The following is an 18,047-nucleotide window of genomic DNA, read 5'->3' on the forward strand; positions in this document are numbered from 1 at the left end:
TTATGTGCTGATATTTATAACATCTCTAAATTGTTTTTGATGATTGAGTTGCCAAATATCCGCTTTTTGAATGCTTTGAAGAAATAATTCATTGCTGTTTCCTTCTCCAAAATCATCTTCAACAACTTGAACTTTGTGAGAATCAATAATTGAAAGTGCTTCTTTTATTCCTTTTTCTGAATAATCGGTGTTGATAATGTCTGCATGAACTGCTCTGTTCTGCTGACGGGTTCCGATATTAATAATTGGAATTCCGTAATACGGAGCTTCTCGAATTCCTGCACTACTATTACCGATAATAAACTGACTGTTTTTTAATAGGGTCAGGAAATATTCGAAACGCAATGATGGAAATATTCTAAATCTTGGGTTCTCTTCCAGTTTTTTATAGGCTTCAATAATAAACTGACTTCCTAAATCATTATTTGGAAAAATGACTATATAATTATGATTGTCTTGCAATAATGAAGTAACAAAAGTTTCAGCATATTTTTGCATTTCTTTAATTTCTGTAGTTACAGGATGAAACATTACAATGGCATATTTTTCAAAATCTATTTTATAATATGCTTTTGCAATTGCTAAATCCGGTAATTGATCCGAAAACATGATGTCAATATCGGGAGAACCAATTGTAAAAATAGATTCTTTAATTTCTCCCATTTGCAACAATCTTTTTTCGGCTTGTTTATTGGATACAAAATGAATGTGACTTAATTTACTAACGCTGTGACGAATTAATTCATCAACAGTTCCTGAAACTTCTCCGCCTTCTATATGAGAAACTAAAATATTATTAAGCGATCCTACGATTGCGCCTGCAAGTGTTTCGACACGATCACCGTGCACGACAATCATATCGGGCTCTATCTCTTTGCTATAATTTGATAATCCTTCAATGGTTTTTGCCAATGTAAGATCCATTGTAGTTTCATGTGTATGATTTTCGAATGTAAAAACATTTTTAAAATTACAGCGTTCGATCTCAATCAAAGTATAACCATATATTTCTTGTAAATGCATTCCGGTTACAAATACGAAAACTTCAAATTCCGACTGTTTTTCTAGAATCGAAATGAGTGACTTTATCTTGCCAAAATCGGCACGTGTTCCTGTTAAGAAAAGGATTTTTTTCATTTAAAATATTTTACTCAAAATCAGTAAAATCCAATTGTTCATCGTTTTCAATATCTCTTGAAGCAGTTTTTCCAATTAAATCATTAAAATGTTCTGCTAAGATTTTTCCGGTTCCGGGACGTTTTACCCAAATATTTTGTTTAGATAATTTTTCTCCTTTCTTAATTGATGCTATTGCACAAACGGTGGCAAATGCAAAATCTATTGTCACTTGTTCTTCTAATGCCGGTTTTTTTGTTCCGCCACGCATCAAGGCAATTTCTGCACTCGAAACAATTAATTCAGCGCAGGCTTTTTCATCCATACTGCATACAATATCCGGACCTGTTCGCTGCATCTGATCTGTAAAATGTCTTTCAAGAATACTTGCCCCAAGAGCAACGGCTCCTAAACATGCATTATTATTTAAGGTATGGTCACTTAAACCAAAAACTTTATCAGGAAAAGCATTGTGCAGTTCTGTCATTGCTCCAAAACGAACTAAATGAATTGGTGTTGGATACAAATTTGTTGTATGCAAGAGTGCAACGGGAATATTATGTTTGTCAAAAACAGCAACAGCTTTTTGAACACTTTCTATAGTATTCATTCCTGTACTTAAAATAACAGGTTTACCAAATGAAGCAATATGTTCCAGTAATGGATAATTATTACATTCTCCTGAACCAATTTTATAGGCTGGAATATCAAATTTCTTCAGTCTTTCGGCTGCAGCACGAGAAAATGGTGTCGATATAAAAATCATACCCTTACTTTCTACATAATTTTTAAGTTCAAGTTCGTCAGCTTCATTAAGTGAGCAGCGTTCCATTATTTCATAAATAGATACATCGGCATTTCCCGGAATTACTTTTTTGGCAGCTCCGCTCATTTCATCTTCAACAATATGAGTTTGGTGTTTTACGACCTCAACTCCTGCTCTTTTTGCAGCATCTACCATTTCTTTGGCAACCTGCAATGAGCCTTCGTGATTAATTCCGATTTCGGCAATAACTAAAGGGGGAAAATCTAGTCCGATTTTTCGTCCTGCAATTTCTATAAATGGGTTCATAAAGTAGGTTATGAATTAGGGTTTTATATGTTTTTGGTATAGATATTCGGCGTAATCAAAATCTTCTTGAATATCTATATCTACGCCGGCAAAAATAGAATCTATTTTGAAAGGAAATGCATTTTCGGCAATAATAATATTTTCCATAATCAGGGCGGCTTTTGTAATGTAAAGCAATCCATTTTCGAAAAAAAGCGGCTCTAAATCCTGACTTCGTTGACCGATTTCGTAATTGAACGGAATAAATTTCTGGTTTACTATTTTTCCTAATTTTTGATGGTTTCTGGAAACGGTAAATAAACTATTGTGTTTTTCTTTTTGATAAATTTCAAGCGCCTCTTTTAATAAGTTTTGTGGTCGAAGCGGATTTGTGGCTTGTAATAAAACAACATTCTCAACGGTATCTGTAATTTGTTCCAACACGTTTTTTAAGGCTGAAACTGTTGGTTCTAAATCTCCCGAAATACTTTCGGGCCTACTAATTACTTTTGCTCCAAATTCTAACGCAATTTTTTTAATATCCTCATCATTTGTAGAAACATATATTTCATCGATGATTTCTTTATTTGCTTTAGCATATAGAATACTATGGGCAAGTAACGGAATTTCACCAAGTAACTTTATATTTTTTTGAGGCAATCGTTTAGATCCTCCGCGAGCGGGAATTATAGCAATAGTTTTCATTTAGCTAAATTAGTTATCTTCCGGTTTCCAATAGATTTTTGTTTCTTCTAATTTTTGATAGTTCTGATATTCCTGTATGGATAACCTATTTGCATTTTTAATAATTTTTGGTATTGAAAACAACAAATCTAATATGGCTAAAAACAATGCTTTTAAAGCTTTAAAATCGCCTTTAAAGACTTTTAATTTTAACTGCATCCAAATTGAATATGCTAATTTTCGTGGGATAATTTTAATCGGATAAAATAAAAAATACAAATACCAGCCAGCGCGTAATGAACGTTGTAATCGCAAAGCATAATCGGAATTTTTTTTACGAGATTTTATATCTACTCTATGATTTACTAAAACTTGGGGTAAATAATAAATCTCCCATTTTTTCTTCAATAACTGGTAGGATGCAAAATCTTCTTCTCCATAAAAAATAAACCAAGCCGGATAATCCGGAATATCTCTCCAGGCACTCATTCGCCAAACATGTCCACAGCCAACAAAACTTTTCATACGATGCAAAACCTCATCAGAATTAATTGTTTTGGGTTCCTGAAGATTCCAAAAAATTCTAAAACCGAGTAGCCCTATATTTGGATTTTCATTAAAAGTGCTCTTAATAATTTCTAAAGGAGTTTGAGTAATAAAATGTAAATCATCATCAATAGAAATTGCAAATTCGGTAGTAACCAAATCCATTAATCTGTTTCTGCTATAAATTAATCCTTTACTTTCCGTATTCCGGATGAGTTGAATATTTGGGTATTCTTTCTGAATAAATAAGTCTGTACCGTCTGTTGATCCATCATCACAAATGATGAACACAACATCTTCCCGATCTAATAAATCCTGACTTTTACGCAATGTAAATGCCAAATCATCTTTTCGATTTTTGGTTGTAATTAATATTGTAAATTCTTTAGAAAGAAATGTCATTTACTAATATTTTGAAATCATTTCTTTGGGTAATTTTTTCCATTTTAGAAATATCTTTATCAATACTTTTATCGAAATAAACTTTACAAAAAGCTTATTTTTTATCCAGTATAAAAACGGGCTTATTGGTTGGTTTTTCTTAAAACCGTACTTTAATTCTTCAATATCGTCTTTTAAAGTTTGAGGAACAATCATCCAATTTTCTAAAGTGTTTCCCATATGACAGGCATAATTATCCTGTGTTGTTACACGCCAATAATCTTTTTTAAGCGGAGCTTTATCTAAATATTGTTCGCTTGTACCGCCCATTTTAAATTGGATATAACTTATTATTTCGTTAAAAACATCTTTTTTATAAGTTGCTACAAAATGCCCTGAACCTAAGAGAACATTTTGATTCTCATTAATTTTAAGACCTAAATTGTATTCCAGATAATCCTGATTATAATTTCTATCCCAACCTAAACTATCATAAAAACGTATTAGGGCTTCTTTATTTTTCACAGGAAGAAATCGAAGTTTCGAGCTAAATATATTATCAAATAATACATTTCCACAATTACTTTCATACATTTTAAATTGAGGCACAATCCCAACAACTCCAGCTTTAGGAACATTTTTAAAAATATCTACGGTTTCTCTTTGCCAATTGTCCAGAAATAATACATCTGCATCTGAAATTGTAACCAGCTCAATACTATTTCCAGCCAACCCTTTTAGGATAGAATTTAACTTTCCAATATTTTGAGTATGAATAAGTTCCTGTATTTTATCTTTATTTAAAAGAGAATCTAAATAACCTGCTACCACTATATCACTTCCGTTATTGACAACGGTTATAAAAGTTTTATTGTGTATTGTAGCAAATAAAGATTCCAAACATAATTTTAAAATTGCTAAACTGTCTTTAAAAAATCCTTCCTGACTAGGTATATATACAGGAATAATAATCTGATGCAAATATTCAGATTTAGGCAATTCTTGATTTCGACTTGGATTAATCCCAGTTCTCATTTCTTTTTTAAATAATTATTAAGTATAGATTGTATAAATTTGAAATAGTCATTTATCCAAAAATTCAGTAAATAAGTTTTAGTTATTTTTAAAAAAAAATTACCGTTTTTTTTATCATTAATATAACATTTCTCTAGATTAGATAACAGAATCTTTCTTTGACTATAAGCGAAATAATTACTCTTATTGGTAATTAAATAATAATAATATTCAAATTTTGCTACTGATTTTAGCTTTAAATTATCTTTCTTACCAGATATATTAATATTTGAAATTCTGATTTTTAAAATGGCAGAATTAATTGTAAAAATTCTTTTGAAATCAGAAAATTCTAAAACAGCTAAAACATCTGAGAACCAAGCCAAAGGAAAACTTTTAAATCCAATCTCTACAACTTTAGATTTAAGAAAAACATACTCACTTAATGATGACCTTGTTTTCCTAAATAAAAAATCAATTGCTTCTTCAATTTTAGGATGGCTATGAACTTTAGTTATTAATTTACTGCTTTCATCTATTTTTACTGTAGCAAATCTTATTACAGAAATATCTTCTCTTTCAACTTCATTCAGTTTTTTATAAAACTCCTCCACAACATTATTTTCTAAAACATCATCATCTCCTAGAATCATTAGCCAAGGTTCATTATCAGCTAATTTAATACTGCGTTCCCATTGTTGTGTGAGTAAAGTACTTCCTAAATTACTTCCAAATCGATGATACGAAAATTCAAATTTATCTTGGTATTTTTCTAATAAGCTTTCGGGATTTTCAGGACTGGCATCATCACCAATATAGACTTTAAATCGTTTATCAGTTTGGTCAGCCAAAGACCTTAAAGTTTCCTCGAAAAAAAATAATTTAAAATATGGTATAACTATCGCCAGCACTTATTTCTTATTTATTTTTCCGAAAATTGTAAATCCAAAAAAAGTTTTGCAAAACAAATCAAGTACAAATTTTTCGCTTTTTAGTTTTCTAGAAAATGCTTCTCTTTCTTTTAGCAAATTATTATTTAATGCTCCAAAAGATCCTAAATACTGTACAAAAAAATCGGCATGTTTCATGCTTAAATAATTAAAGAGTTTATCTTTTATAACAGTATCTAGTTTTTTTTGCCTTGACACTAATTTTATTCTATAGTAAAATCCTGTTATATCTAAACACAATACGTTGCCGCCATTTTTTAGAAAGGCTATCCAAAATTCCCAATCTTCAAGCCCTTCCTGCATATTATCATCGTAACCTCCAACTAATTCCCAATCTCTTTTTCGATACACAGCAGAGCAAAAAATCATATTGTCTAATGCTAATGCTTTAAGGGAGAATGGTGCTAAATTCCAGTTGCCGGTTTCGTCTCCAAATTTTTCTGCTTTACAATAAACTACTTTCAACGAAATGTCCTTTTCAAAAGCCTCTATTGCATGATTTATATAATCTTTAGCAATTTTATCATCTCCGTCTATTGGAAGAATATATTCTCCAAGAGCATTTGTAATACCTAAATTTCTTGCACTGCTAACTCCTGCATTTTCTTGATAATAGTATTTAAATCTTTTATCTTTTGCAATCCAATTTTCTGCAATTTCCGTTGTATTATCAGGACTGCCATCGTTAATAATAATACATTCCCAGTTTTTATAGGTCTGATCTAAAACAGATTGCAAAGCTTCATCAAGATATTGAGCCTGATTGTAGCATGGAACTATTATTGAAACTTTTGCGTCTTTCATTTTTTGCTGTAGAAAATTATTGATTTCGCAAATAATTTAATTTCATGCAATGCCTTTAATTTAATTTGCCAATTGTATTTAATTTTCAAATATTGAAAATAAATTATCGGTGAATATCTTTCTCTTTTTAAAAAGTAATCTTTAAATAGATTGTTCTGAATCTCAAACAGATATTTTTCAAAACCTTGTTGCTCAAAAAATGACTTTTGATTGGCTAAAAGTAATTTGCTTTTTAAATCTTCAAACTGATTCATTTCTATAAAAGAAAAGGATTCTCTTCGTGCTATCATTTTCTTTAAAAAATCGTGTGTCTGATCGTTCTTTTCAAAACCGAGATTATTCAATAAATTAATTTTTATTTCTAATGCGATATTTCTTTGTTGTTCATTCCTTTTATGAGATACCTGCGAACTATGAACGCGATAATGAAGCAAAACTTCTTGTAAATTATGTAATTTTCCTACTGCTAATAATCTTGTCCAAAGATCATAATCTTCGGCTGGTTCTTTTTTTTCGTCATAAATTAAAGAGAATTTATCTAAACAACTTTTCCTAATTATTACCGTTGGGTGTGCTATGCAGCAATCCTTAAGCATTGCTAATTTTATAGCGTCATGATATTCCGGAACGGTAATAATTTTATCCCTGCCAATAATTTTAAAGAATGTACCAATAAGCACTGTTTCAGGATTTGTGTCTAAAAAAGCAACTTGTTTTGCAAAACGTTCCGGCAAGCTTATATCATCACCATCCATTCTTGCAATATATTCTCCTTTTGCAATACTTAATCCGTGATTTAAACTATTAGTATAACCCGTATTTAATGGTTTTTTAATTAATTTAATTCTATTATCATCATAGCTTCTTATAATTGATAATGTTTCATCTGTAGAAGCGTCATCAATTATTATAAATTCAAAATCTGAAAAAGTTTGATTTAAAATACTATCAATTGATTCTTTTATATAAAGTTCGCAATTGTAGACAGGCATTAATACTGTAATTCTTGGATGATTAGAAATATTCATTATTCTAACAGTATTTTTTCAATATTTCCAACATTTTTAAAAATATCTCTATTTTTAAAAACATCATAAAATTGTTTATCTGAAAGAAACTCAGCAACTTTACGATCATATAGAACTATTTTGCAAGCCTCAACAAATGCCAATAGATCTTTATAGTGCGGATAAACAACATCTAACCTATTTATTTGTTCATTATCACCAATAAAAAAATCCCAAAAAAGCTGAGGAGTTCCGGTTAAACATACTTCTAATGCTGCGAAACCTGCAGGTAAATTATTATATCCTTGAAACCAAACTAAATCTAATTTTTCTTCCAGAATAGTTTTTTTCATGTCTGACTGATGCCCTCTAAAATAAACCTTCCCGTTCAAATCTAAATTATTAACGTAACGATCATATTCGGCATGCTTATAATCCCCAACTCCAAAAACATGCAGCTCAATATTATAACCTTGACTTAACAAAACCTGATAGGCGTATAAAAATGGATCTAAAGGTTTGTCTTTATGCAATCTTGTAAATATTCCTATCTTTTTAGTTTTACATGTCTCATTAAATTGCCATTTATTATACTCATTTGTCACGGCTAAACAAAAAGGCATAAATTCAAATCTGTAATTATTAAAACCTTCAAATTCATGTTCAATTTGTTTTGCACTATCAAATCCCCCAATAAAGACAAATTTTTTATTTTTATCAAAATTTCTATAACTTTCTGATTGAAACCTTGAACACATGATGAAAATAAAAATTTCCTTAAAATAATCTGCTGGAATACTATTTGCCAAAGATTGATAAACATATTCTCCCATAAATATCACCTTGTCATATTTATTAAGTAAGGTAACTAAATTTGCAATATTATTTTCTTTAACTTTTTTATTCAATGAATTCCTTAATATTTTATTTAATATTTTAAAACCCAATCCTTTTTTGGGTTTCTTGATAAAATCTTTAAAAAAAAGAATCTCAGTGCCTAAACTGAGGTGTTTTTCATGAAAATAATCCGGTAAATCTAATCTTATATTTAACTCTGTTAAACTAAGTAGGGTCACTTCAAATTTATCCTTATCTAATGCACTATCAAATTCGTACATCTCTCGCTGCGCCCCGTTATGATAAAAATCAGAGACAACAAATAATATCTTTTTCTTACTCATTCTTTATTGCAAATATGATTGAATCAATATCCTCTTTTGATAATTCATAATAAAATGGTAGTCGTAATAATCTATCTGAATACAAATCACTAAAGATCAATTCTCCTCCCGAATGTTGATTTGAATAAAATGGACTTTTATGTAAACTCAAATAATGAAATACAGCATAAATTTCTTTGTTTTTCAAACGAGTAATACATTCATTTCTCTTTTCTAGTGATTCAAAAATCAAATAAAACATATGAGCATTATTTGTAGCATAAAGAGGCAGTTGCGGTAATTTAAAATCCCCTTCCTTCTCATTTTTTTTTAAGCCTTCGTAATATTGATTCCAAATTTGTTTTCTTCTTTTCTGAATTTCATCTAAATGCTCTATTTGCGCCCAAAGAAAAGCAGCAATTACTTCAGATGGCAAAAAAGAAGATCCAATATCAACCCAACCATATTTATCTACCTCACCTCTAAAAAAAGCGGACCGATTAGTTCCTTTCTCCCAAATAATTTCTGCACGATTTGCAAACTGCTTATCATTAATTGCCAACATCCCTCCTTCACCGGAAATGATATTTTTAGTTTCATGAAAAGAAAAAGCAGCTAAATGCCCTATCGATCCTAGCGCTCTTTTTACACCATCTTTTCCGATATAGAAACTATCTATTGCTTGTGCAGCATCTTCAATTACAAACAAATTATAGCGATTAGCAATTTCCATTATTACATCCATATCACAGGAAATTCCTGCATAATGTACAGGAACTATTGCCTTAGTTTTAGATGTAATTAAAGATTCTAATGTAGTAACATCTATATTAGGATTGAATGAATTAGAATCTGCAAAAATAATCTTTGCTCCACGTAATACAAACGCATTTGCAGTAGATACAAAAGTATAAGAAGGTATTATAACCTCATCTCCCGGCTGAATGTCAATAAGTATAGCAGCCATTTCTAATGCATCGGTACAAGATGTAGTCAATAAACACTTTTCGAACCCATACTTTTGTTCAAAAAACTTTTGACATAATTGAGTATATTTACCATTACCTGATATTTTTCCTGAAGCTACCGCATCGATAATGTATAAAGTTTCTTTTCCTGTAAGGTAAGGTTTATTGAAATTTATCATCAAAATATAAATAGTTTTACAATTTTATCTCACTAGAATCAATTTCTAAAGCTTTAGCTGGATTCCCCATCATAACTTTATAATCATCTACATCCTTAACAACATTAGCAGCTGTACCTATTATTGCTCCTTGACCTATAACAATGTTGTTTCTTAAGGAAGCATTTAGTCCTATAAATGCTTTTTCTTCAATAATAACATTACCTCCTATTGCACAATGTGAAGTGATTGTAACATGATCTTTGATAACCATATGGTGTGCTATTATATTATTCACAAAGACTAAAATGTTATTTCCAATAACACAAAACGGCATTATCGTGTTATCTTCCATTATAAAAGTATTCTCTCCAACTACTAATCCTGGCCAAGAGGTTGATTTGGACGAAACATAACTAGCCAAAACGTAACCTTTGGTTTTAGCTTGATTATATTTATCAATCCTATTCTGGTTCAATTTAGAATAACCAATAGCAATAAACATTTTGTATTCATCTGGAGGATATATGTTTTCAATTTCTTCAAAAGGAATTAGAGGTAAACCTAAATAGTTTGGGGAATCAATATATGTAGAATCAAGTGTAAAGCCAAGAACATCATATTCACTATCATGACTAAAATAAAAATACGCCAATTGCGCTAACTCTCCTGTGCCAAAAATTATTAATTTCATCTATTTAATTAATTAAAATCACTCTTAAAAAAAGTTTTCGCATTTTTTCCTTCATTAAAAATCAAATCTAAAATAGAAACTCCATGATCAAATCCTAAGTGTAATTGTTCATATTCAGTATAACCGGAATAATCCATCCATTCGAGTTTTATATTATTATCTGCAAATAAATTTTCATCAATATAACTTTTTGCTGAAGGTCCAGAAATATAGTGGGATGCATTAGTTTGTAAACATAAAGCAACTAATCTTTCTGTTTTTCCAACAACTAGCTCATAATCACTAGACAAGGTTATTTTAGTGTCTATTTGTAGATAATTACATAATGCTTTTATAAAAGTATAATTTATTTCAGATAACAATTCCGATTTAGAAATTTGGTCATATAAATTAAAAATAAAATCCTTTGTTTCATCAAAACACTTTGCTTTACCATAATTAGTTTGTAAAGTTGCTTTGTGTTTTTTACTCCAGTTTTTATCAAAAACTTTAGTTTCATTTATTTTTTGATGTAAACTGTCAACTCTTACTGGAATTGTAAGCCATTGAATTCCATTATTAGTTTTAATTTTATTTCTATTCCTCCAATCATTTTTGGTGTACTGCATCTCATCATAAATAATAAATTCATCTACTTGATTTATCAAATCAAAATAACCTTTCCAAGGAATATAATTAGATTGTAAAATAGCTACTTTTTTCATACCGTGGAAACATCATTAATAGCCCAAACTAATGAAGGTCTAATCATTCCGTTTACTTTACCTAAATAACCCGATTCTCTCTTAACGTCTTTTATCTCAAAAGTTAATAGTTCTTCGTCATTAAACAAAACTCTCATATCGTTTGTGTGGAAATAAACATGTATTTGATACACATCATCATTTAAAAAATTAGCGGGAATTTGACAAGTAATTTCACTAACTTCATTCAGTTTGCAATCAAATTTACTACCAGATCCAAAAACAACATCTCCCTTAATGGTTCTTAAATCAAACCCTACAGAAATTAATTCACTATCTGTTTGGTTAATGATTTTAAGTTTAAAATCAACCGATGAGGTCACATCAATTACATCATTTTTATTTGTCGACGAAGTATTTTCAATAGCGGCATACATAATCAGAATATTTTCGTTCCCCTTAGCATTAGCAATAGAATCAAAATTAATCATTCGCTCAGAAAAAGTACTACTTTGCAAATAATCCGAGATAACTTTAGTTGGATTTCCATCCCTACAAATTCGTCCATACTCCATACATATAACACGTGTACAAAGTGTCTCTACTGCTGCCATATTATGGCTCACAAACAAAACAGTTCTACCCTCTCCTTTAGAAATATCCTGCATTTTACCAATAGCTTTTCTCTGAAACTCGGCATCCCCTACGGCTAAAACCTCATCAATAACTAAAATTTCAGGTTCTAGAAATGCTGCAACTGCAAAAGCTAAACGAACGGTCATTCCGCTACTATATCTTTTTACTGGTGTATCTATATAGCGCTCACAACCCGAAAAATCAATAATTTCATCAAGTTTAGAAGTAATCTCTTTTTTTGTCATTCCCAAAATAGCACCATTTAAGTAGATATTTTCCCGACCCGTTAGTTCTGGATTGAAACCCGTTCCAACTTCTAACAAAGATGCAATACGCCCGCGAGATTTAATGCTTCCTCTAGTGGGTGCCGTAACCTTTGATAATATTTTTAATAAAGTAGATTTTCCTGCTCCGTTTTTACCTATGATTCCTAAAACCTCACCACGTTCCACTTCAAAGTTAATATCTTGCAAAGCCCAAACATAATCACTAGTTCCTTTAGTACTGCGGTCATTAGAATCTCCAATTTTTAAATATGGATTTTCTTTTCCACGTATGCGATGCCACCATCGATTTAAATCATGGCTTAAAGTACCTGTTCCTACTTGTCCCAAACGATATTGTTTCGAGATATTTTCAGCTTTTAATATAATGTCTTGTTCCAATTAAAAATTATAAGTTGTAAATGATGAATTATAAAAAATATTCAAATCATTTTGAATTAAACCGTATCAATAAAACTCTTTTCCGTTTTATTAAAAACTAAAAGTCCAATCAAAAATATTGAAATAGTAACAACCAAAGTATATACTAATCCTGCAACTGAAACATCTCCAACATTTAAAAGCATATATCTAGATGTTTCAATAATATAAGCCAATGGGTTATATTGCACCAACCAGCCATAGTTAGGGATTTTATCTTTAATCAATGCCATAGGATATACAACAGCAGAAAGATACATAAGCAACTGAACCCCAAAACCAATTAAATGGCTAAAATCGCGATATTTAGTTACCAAAGAAGATATCATCATTCCTAATCCCAATCCCAAAATCCCCATGAGAATAATTAATAAAGGAAAAAATAATGATATAATATTTAGGCTAATAATTGCACCTTGACTATAATAATAAATATAAAAAACGATAAAAATTAAGAGTTGTATTCCAAACTTGATCAAGTTGGAAATTACGATGGAGAGAGGAGTAATAATTCTAGGAAAATAGACCTTTCCAAATATACTTGCATTGGCTCTAAAAGTATCTGAAGTTCCCGTAAGGCAAGCTGTAAAGTAATTCCAAACAGTAATTCCTGCTAAGTTAAATAAAAAGGGAGGCACAGAACCAGTATCGATTCCAGCTACATTATTAAATATTATAGTAAATGTTATCGAAGTAAACAAGGGTTGAATTAAGTACCAAAGCGGCCCTAAAACAGTTTGTTTATAAACTGTTACGATATCTCTCTTTACAAAAAGAAATAACAAATCTCGATATTGCCAAATTTCTTTTAAATTCAGCGAAAAAAAATTATTCTTAGGTGTTATTTCAAACAACCAAGGAGTTGAAGCATTTTCAGGTTTATTCATCGACATTTTAAAAATTCTACTTCTGAAATAAATTACTATTACTTCATTTTACAGACTAAAAAAGTATGGTATTAATTAAGGCAAATGTAACAATTAAAATAAATTATCAACATTATGAATACATTTCTATTCTAAATAATAGAAACAAAAAAGGTGCTTTTATTAAAAAACACCTTATTGTAAGAAATTAAAGCTTGAATATCTTCACGCTCATTACATCTATTTATCAAGAATCTCAAAACTAGAATTCATGCTCTTAAATTCTGGCACAATTTTTTTCATTTTTGCAACAATATCGTCATTATCAAAAAATTTAGATATTCCTATCAACTCATCAATTTCTATATGTAAGCTTTCATATTCATCTTGAATTTCCTCAGCAATCATAATTTTATTATGATAAGTAGGCAATGTTTTTGAAGTATCATTTAATAATTCTTCAAATAACTTTTCACCAGGTCTAAGTCCAACAATCTGAATTTTAATTTCCTTTTCTGGAATAAATCCTGCTAATTTTATCATTTTTCTGGCCAAATCAATAATTCGAACAGGTTTTCCCATGTCAAAAATATAGATTTCACCTCCATTACCCATTGCACCAGCTTCAAGAACCAATTGACATGCCTCTGGAATGGTCATAAAGTACCTAATAATATCAGGATGGGTTATAGTTAGTGGTCCTCCTTCTGCAATTTGTTTAGTAAATAAAGGAACGACTGATCCATTAGAGCCTAATACATTTCCAAAACGAGTTGTGATGAACTTTGTTGTATCATTCCCTTTTTCTTTTTGATTTTTTAAATGTAAAGACTGCACATATTTTTCAGCAATACGTTTACTAGCCCCCATAACATTACTAGGATTTACAGCTTTATCTGTAGATACCATTACAAATTTCTTTACTTTATATTTACAGGCTAAATCAGCTAGATTTTTAGTTCCCTCAATATTTGTTAAAATAGCTTGAGATGGATTTCCTTCCATCAAGGGTACATGCTTGTATGCAGCAGCATGGAAAACCACTTGTGGTCCATAAACTTTAAAAACTCTTTCCATTGCCTCTTTACTCTTCACATCTGCAATTACAGCATGAATTTTTGAATCAGAAACGATATTTTGAGTTTCTAAACAAAGACTATGTAGCGGTGTTTCTGCCTGATCTAGTAAAATTACATTTTTAGGATTAAATCCTATTACCTGTCTTACTATTTCACTACCAATTGACCCTGCAGCTCCAGTAATTAAAATAGTTTTATCTTTTAATTGCTTAGATATCGATTTACTATCCAATACTATTGGCTTTCTTTCCAATAAATCTTCAATTTGGATATTTTTTACTTTTTGAGATATCTCTTTTTGATTTTCCCAATCTGAAATTAATGGAACAGTATATACTCTATAATTAAACTCTAAACATTGGTCAACAATTATTAATTGCTCATCTTTTGATAAACTTTTGTCTGCAATTATGACTCCTTCGGCCGCAACGGAACGCATTAATGCAGGTAATCTTTTCTTTTGAATCAATATTGGTAAATCCAACATTCTCTTTGAAGCATTTTGATTATTTTTATCTACAAAGCCTACAATTTTAAAACGAGAAGGTGTTTCAAACTTTAATGCATTAGCAACAGAAATTGCATTAGCATCAGTTCCATAGATAATAGTTCTAATTAATTTAGTATTGTTTTTTTCAGCAAAATAAAGTTCAAATGTTTGCTTAACAACTACCCGATATAAAAACAATCCACAGAATGAAAGCACAATATTTATAAAAAGAGCTGTATTCAAAAATGCTTTGTCACCATGATATAATTCAAAAACAAAATTGAAGAACAAGAAAACAACCAACACTGACATTTGCGAAAACAGTAATTTGATTGCGTCAATATACGATGAGTGCCTGATTATGCCTGAATATGTCCTAAATAACCAAAAGAAAAAAACATTAACTCCCAAAAGTGACCCAACAAAATAAAACTCATGGTGCGTTATAATATATCCTAAACCAGTACCCTTAAATAATAAATAAGTAAAAGTAAAAGAGAAAATCAATACCATAACATCCATTAAAACTATAATCCACCTTGGTAAATAACTTAGGTTATGAATATTAAGTCTCATGTTAGCTATCGAAAAATACTTAGCAAATAAAATTGCAAAAGTGATTGGTTTATTATTCAAATTAATTGGTCTTAGAATTATAGAGTCCGATAATAATTACAAAAATACGAAATAATGGATTCAAAAAATTAAATTTTAACACCTGCCTTTTTTTGTTTCAAAAAATCCAGCAAATATGCCCCATAACCAGATTTAACTAATGGTAGAGCTAATTCCTCAAGTTGATTATCACTTATAAATCCTTGCCTCCAAGCAATTTCTTCTATACACCCTACTTTTAGCCCTTGTCTCTCTTCTAAAACCTGCACAAACTGACCAGCTTGCATCAAACTATTAAAAGTTCCTGTATCAAGCCAAGCAGTGCCTCTACTTAAGATACCAACTTTTAAAGCTTCTTTAGAAAGATATACTTTATTTACATCTGTAATTTCATATTCTCCACGCGCACTTGGCTCGATATTTTTGGCTATTTCAACAACTGAATTATCATAAAAATACAATCCAGGAACAGCATAATGAGATTTTGGATTCTTTGGTTTTTCTTCTATTGAAATGGCTTTCAAATCTTGGTCAAATTCTACCACGCCATAACGTTCCGGATCTGAAACATGGTATGCAAACACAACTCCACCGTTAGGTTTTGTATTCGAACGCAAGAGTTCTTGCATATTAGCTCCAAAAAATATATTGTCTCCTAAAATCAAAGCAACATCATCATCTCCTATGAACTCTTCTCCAATTACAAATGCTTGTGCCAATCCATTTGGAATAGCTTGTTCTGCATAACTAAACTTACAACCTAAATTTGCTCCATCTCCAAGTAATTTTTTAAAGTTTGGCAAATCATGTGGAGTAGAAATAATTAATATTTCATTTATTCCTGCCATCATCAAAGTTGATAATGGGTAATAAATCATTGGTTTATCATATACTGGCATCATTTGCTTACTCATTGCAAGTGTTAACGGGTGTAATCTGGTACCTGAACCTCCTGCTAAAATAATTCCTTTCATTTGTCTGGATTGTATCTATTTTTTATTAATAAAATGCAGTCACTATGATTGTGCTAACATTTTCCTCAAACTCTCTTTATAATTTGGAACGTCAATTCCATAGACTCTCTTAATTTTACTTTTATCCAACAAAGAAAAAGCAGGACGTTTTGCAGGAGTAGGATATGCTAAAGAAGGAATACCTTCAACTTTACAATTATATTCACCAACCTCTTTTATATCCAATGCAAATTCATACCAGCTGATTTCTCCTTCATTCGAATAATTATAAATCCCGGGAGCCCATTTTTCTGATGAAATAATCTTAATCATCGCTTGAGCTAAGTCAGCAGCATACGTTGGTGATCCAATTTGGTCATTCACTACACTAATTGAATCTTTTTCCTGCATCAATCGCTGCATTGTTTTAACAAAATTATTACCAAATTTACTATATACCCAAGAAGTTCTTAAGATAATTGAATTTGGTTTTTCTTTCAAACAAGCAATTTCTCCAGCTCTTTTACTAGCTCCATATACATTGATAGGATTTGTTAGAGCTTCTTCATTCAAAGCTACTGATGATGTCCCATCAAAAACATAGTCCGTAGATATATGAATTAATTTCCCTTTATTTTTAGTTGAATATTTTGCTATTGCTTCTACTGCCAAATGATTAACAATCTCTGCTAATTCTTTTTCAGTTTCCGCTTTATCAACGGCTGTATAAGCTCCACAATTTAAAATAATAGTCGGTCGTAATTCTTCTAGCTGTATTTGCAGTAAATTTAAGTCATTAAGAGTTATTTGATTTCTGTTGGCAAAAATCCATTTGTATTGAGGATAATTTGAAGATAAAACAAATAATTCTGACCCTAATTGCCCATTTGCTCCTGTTACAAGTATCTTCTCCATTAAAATAAACTATTACAATTTTCAATCAAAGGAAGAATCTGATCTTTTTCTGAAACAATTGCATATTTTAAATCCATTCCCCAATCGATATTTAAAGATGGGTCATCAAATTTAATACCTCCTTCTGAGCCTTTATTGTAAAATTGATCACACTTATACATAACTGATGCTGTTTCGCTAATAACAGAAAAACCATGTGCAAAACCTTGAGGAACTAATAATTGCTTCTTGTTTTCTGCTGACAATAAAATACTAAATGACTTCCCGTAAGTAGGTGAATCTTTTCTTAAGTCTACTGCAACATCAATAATTTCTCCTTCTAAAACACGTACTAATTTAGTTTGTGCAAAAGGAGGATTTTGATAATGTAATCCTCGCAAAGTACCTTTCTTAGAAAAAGATTGGTTATCTTGAACAAAGTCAATATTAATTCCTAAATCTTCAAATTTAGTTTTGCTATATGATTCAAAAAAATAACCTCTTTCATCTCCAAAAACTGTAGGTTCTACAACTACTAAATCTTTTATAAATGTTTCTTCAATTTTCATATTAAATATAACTCTTATTTATTTT

General features: G+C 30.4%; 18 protein-coding genes. All 18 read right to left on the reverse strand.

Features of this window, described 5'->3' with window-relative positions:
- Positions 1-1,137, reverse strand: coding sequence for a UDP-N-acetylglucosamine 2-epimerase (gene neuC, locus SHI72_RS09180; protein WP_323489782.1), 1,137 nt, complete (start codon positions 1,135-1,137; stop codon positions 1-3).
- A 10-nt stretch (positions 1,138-1,147) separates the two neighbouring features.
- Complete coding sequence (gene neuB, locus SHI72_RS09185) at positions 1,148-2,188, reverse strand: N-acetylneuraminate synthase (RefSeq protein WP_323489783.1); 1,041 nt, start codon at positions 2,186-2,188, stop codon at positions 1,148-1,150.
- A 15-nt stretch (positions 2,189-2,203) separates the two neighbouring features.
- A complete protein-coding gene (locus SHI72_RS09190) occupies positions 2,204-2,872 on the reverse strand; it encodes an acylneuraminate cytidylyltransferase family protein (RefSeq protein WP_323489784.1) in 669 nt (222 codons plus the stop codon).
- A 9-nt stretch (positions 2,873-2,881) separates the two neighbouring features.
- Positions 2,882-3,799 (reverse strand): glycosyltransferase family 2 protein, encoded by a 918-nt coding sequence (locus SHI72_RS09195; protein WP_323489785.1) that lies wholly within the window; start codon positions 3,797-3,799, stop codon positions 2,882-2,884.
- 3 nt (positions 3,800-3,802) lie between these two features.
- Positions 3,803-4,813, reverse strand: coding sequence for a glycosyltransferase family A protein (locus SHI72_RS09200; RefSeq protein ID WP_323489786.1), 1,011 nt, complete (start codon positions 4,811-4,813; stop codon positions 3,803-3,805).
- A complete protein-coding gene (locus SHI72_RS09205) occupies positions 4,810-5,703 on the reverse strand; it encodes a glycosyltransferase family 2 protein (RefSeq protein WP_323489787.1) in 894 nt (297 codons plus the stop codon). The genes SHI72_RS09200 and SHI72_RS09205 overlap by 4 nt, the downstream gene beginning before the upstream one ends.
- Positions 5,704-6,546 carry a glycosyltransferase family A protein gene (locus SHI72_RS09210; protein ID WP_323489788.1) on the reverse strand — a complete coding sequence of 281 codons (843 nt, stop codon included), beginning with the start codon at positions 6,544-6,546 and terminating at the stop codon, positions 5,704-5,706. It lies immediately after the preceding gene.
- The gene (locus tag SHI72_RS09215; RefSeq protein ID WP_323489789.1) at positions 6,543-7,574 is read right to left on the reverse strand and encodes a glycosyltransferase family 2 protein; all 1,032 of its coding nucleotides are present in this window, start codon (positions 7,572-7,574) and stop codon (positions 6,543-6,545) included. The genes SHI72_RS09210 and SHI72_RS09215 overlap by 4 nt, the downstream gene beginning before the upstream one ends.
- Positions 7,574-8,734, reverse strand: a complete 1,161-nt coding sequence (locus SHI72_RS09220) for a hypothetical protein (protein WP_323489790.1) — start codon at positions 8,732-8,734, stop codon at positions 7,574-7,576. Before SHI72_RS09220 ends, SHI72_RS09215 begins: the two co-directional genes overlap by 1 nt.
- A complete protein-coding gene (gene rffA / locus SHI72_RS09225) occupies positions 8,727-9,860 on the reverse strand; it encodes a dTDP-4-amino-4,6-dideoxygalactose transaminase (RefSeq protein ID WP_323489791.1) in 1,134 nt (377 codons plus the stop codon). Before rffA ends, SHI72_RS09220 begins: the two co-directional genes overlap by 8 nt.
- 16 nt (positions 9,861-9,876) lie before the next feature.
- Positions 9,877-10,533: an acetyltransferase gene (locus SHI72_RS09230; RefSeq protein WP_086894421.1), complete on the reverse strand. Its 657-nt coding sequence runs from the start codon at positions 10,531-10,533 to the stop codon at positions 9,877-9,879.
- 8 nt (positions 10,534-10,541) lie between these two features.
- Complete coding sequence (locus tag SHI72_RS09235) at positions 10,542-11,237, reverse strand: WbqC family protein (protein ID WP_323489792.1); 696 nt, start codon at positions 11,235-11,237, stop codon at positions 10,542-10,544.
- Entirely contained in the window at positions 11,234-12,517 is a 1,284-nt protein-coding gene (locus tag SHI72_RS09240; RefSeq protein WP_086894419.1) for a polysaccharide ABC transporter ATP-binding protein, read from the reverse strand. The genes SHI72_RS09235 and SHI72_RS09240 overlap by 4 nt, the downstream gene beginning before the upstream one ends.
- A gap of 56 nt (positions 12,518-12,573) precedes the next feature.
- Entirely contained in the window at positions 12,574-13,443 is an 870-nt protein-coding gene (locus SHI72_RS09245) for an ABC transporter permease (protein ID WP_369827384.1), read from the reverse strand.
- A gap of 219 nt (positions 13,444-13,662) precedes the next feature.
- On the reverse strand, positions 13,663-15,567 hold the full coding sequence (locus SHI72_RS09250; protein WP_323489979.1) for a nucleoside-diphosphate sugar epimerase/dehydratase: 1,905 nt from the start codon (positions 15,565-15,567) through the stop codon (positions 13,663-13,665).
- Between the two features lie 128 nt (positions 15,568-15,695).
- On the reverse strand, positions 15,696-16,580 hold the full coding sequence (gene rfbA / locus SHI72_RS09255) for a glucose-1-phosphate thymidylyltransferase RfbA (protein ID WP_323489793.1): 885 nt from the start codon (positions 16,578-16,580) through the stop codon (positions 15,696-15,698).
- A 42-nt stretch (positions 16,581-16,622) separates the two neighbouring features.
- Positions 16,623-17,474, reverse strand: coding sequence for a dTDP-4-dehydrorhamnose reductase (rfbD, locus tag SHI72_RS09260; RefSeq protein ID WP_323489794.1), 852 nt, complete (start codon positions 17,472-17,474; stop codon positions 16,623-16,625).
- Complete coding sequence (gene rfbC / locus SHI72_RS09265) at positions 17,474-18,022, reverse strand: dTDP-4-dehydrorhamnose 3,5-epimerase (protein WP_323489795.1); 549 nt, start codon at positions 18,020-18,022, stop codon at positions 17,474-17,476. The genes rfbD and rfbC overlap by 1 nt, the downstream gene beginning before the upstream one ends.
- Positions 18,023-18,047: the final 25 nt, after the last annotated feature.

Origin of the sequence: Flavobacterium sp. PL02 (genome assembly GCF_035013205.1) — a bacterium.
In the GTDB taxonomy this organism is placed as follows: domain Bacteria; phylum Bacteroidota; class Bacteroidia; order Flavobacteriales; family Flavobacteriaceae; genus Flavobacterium.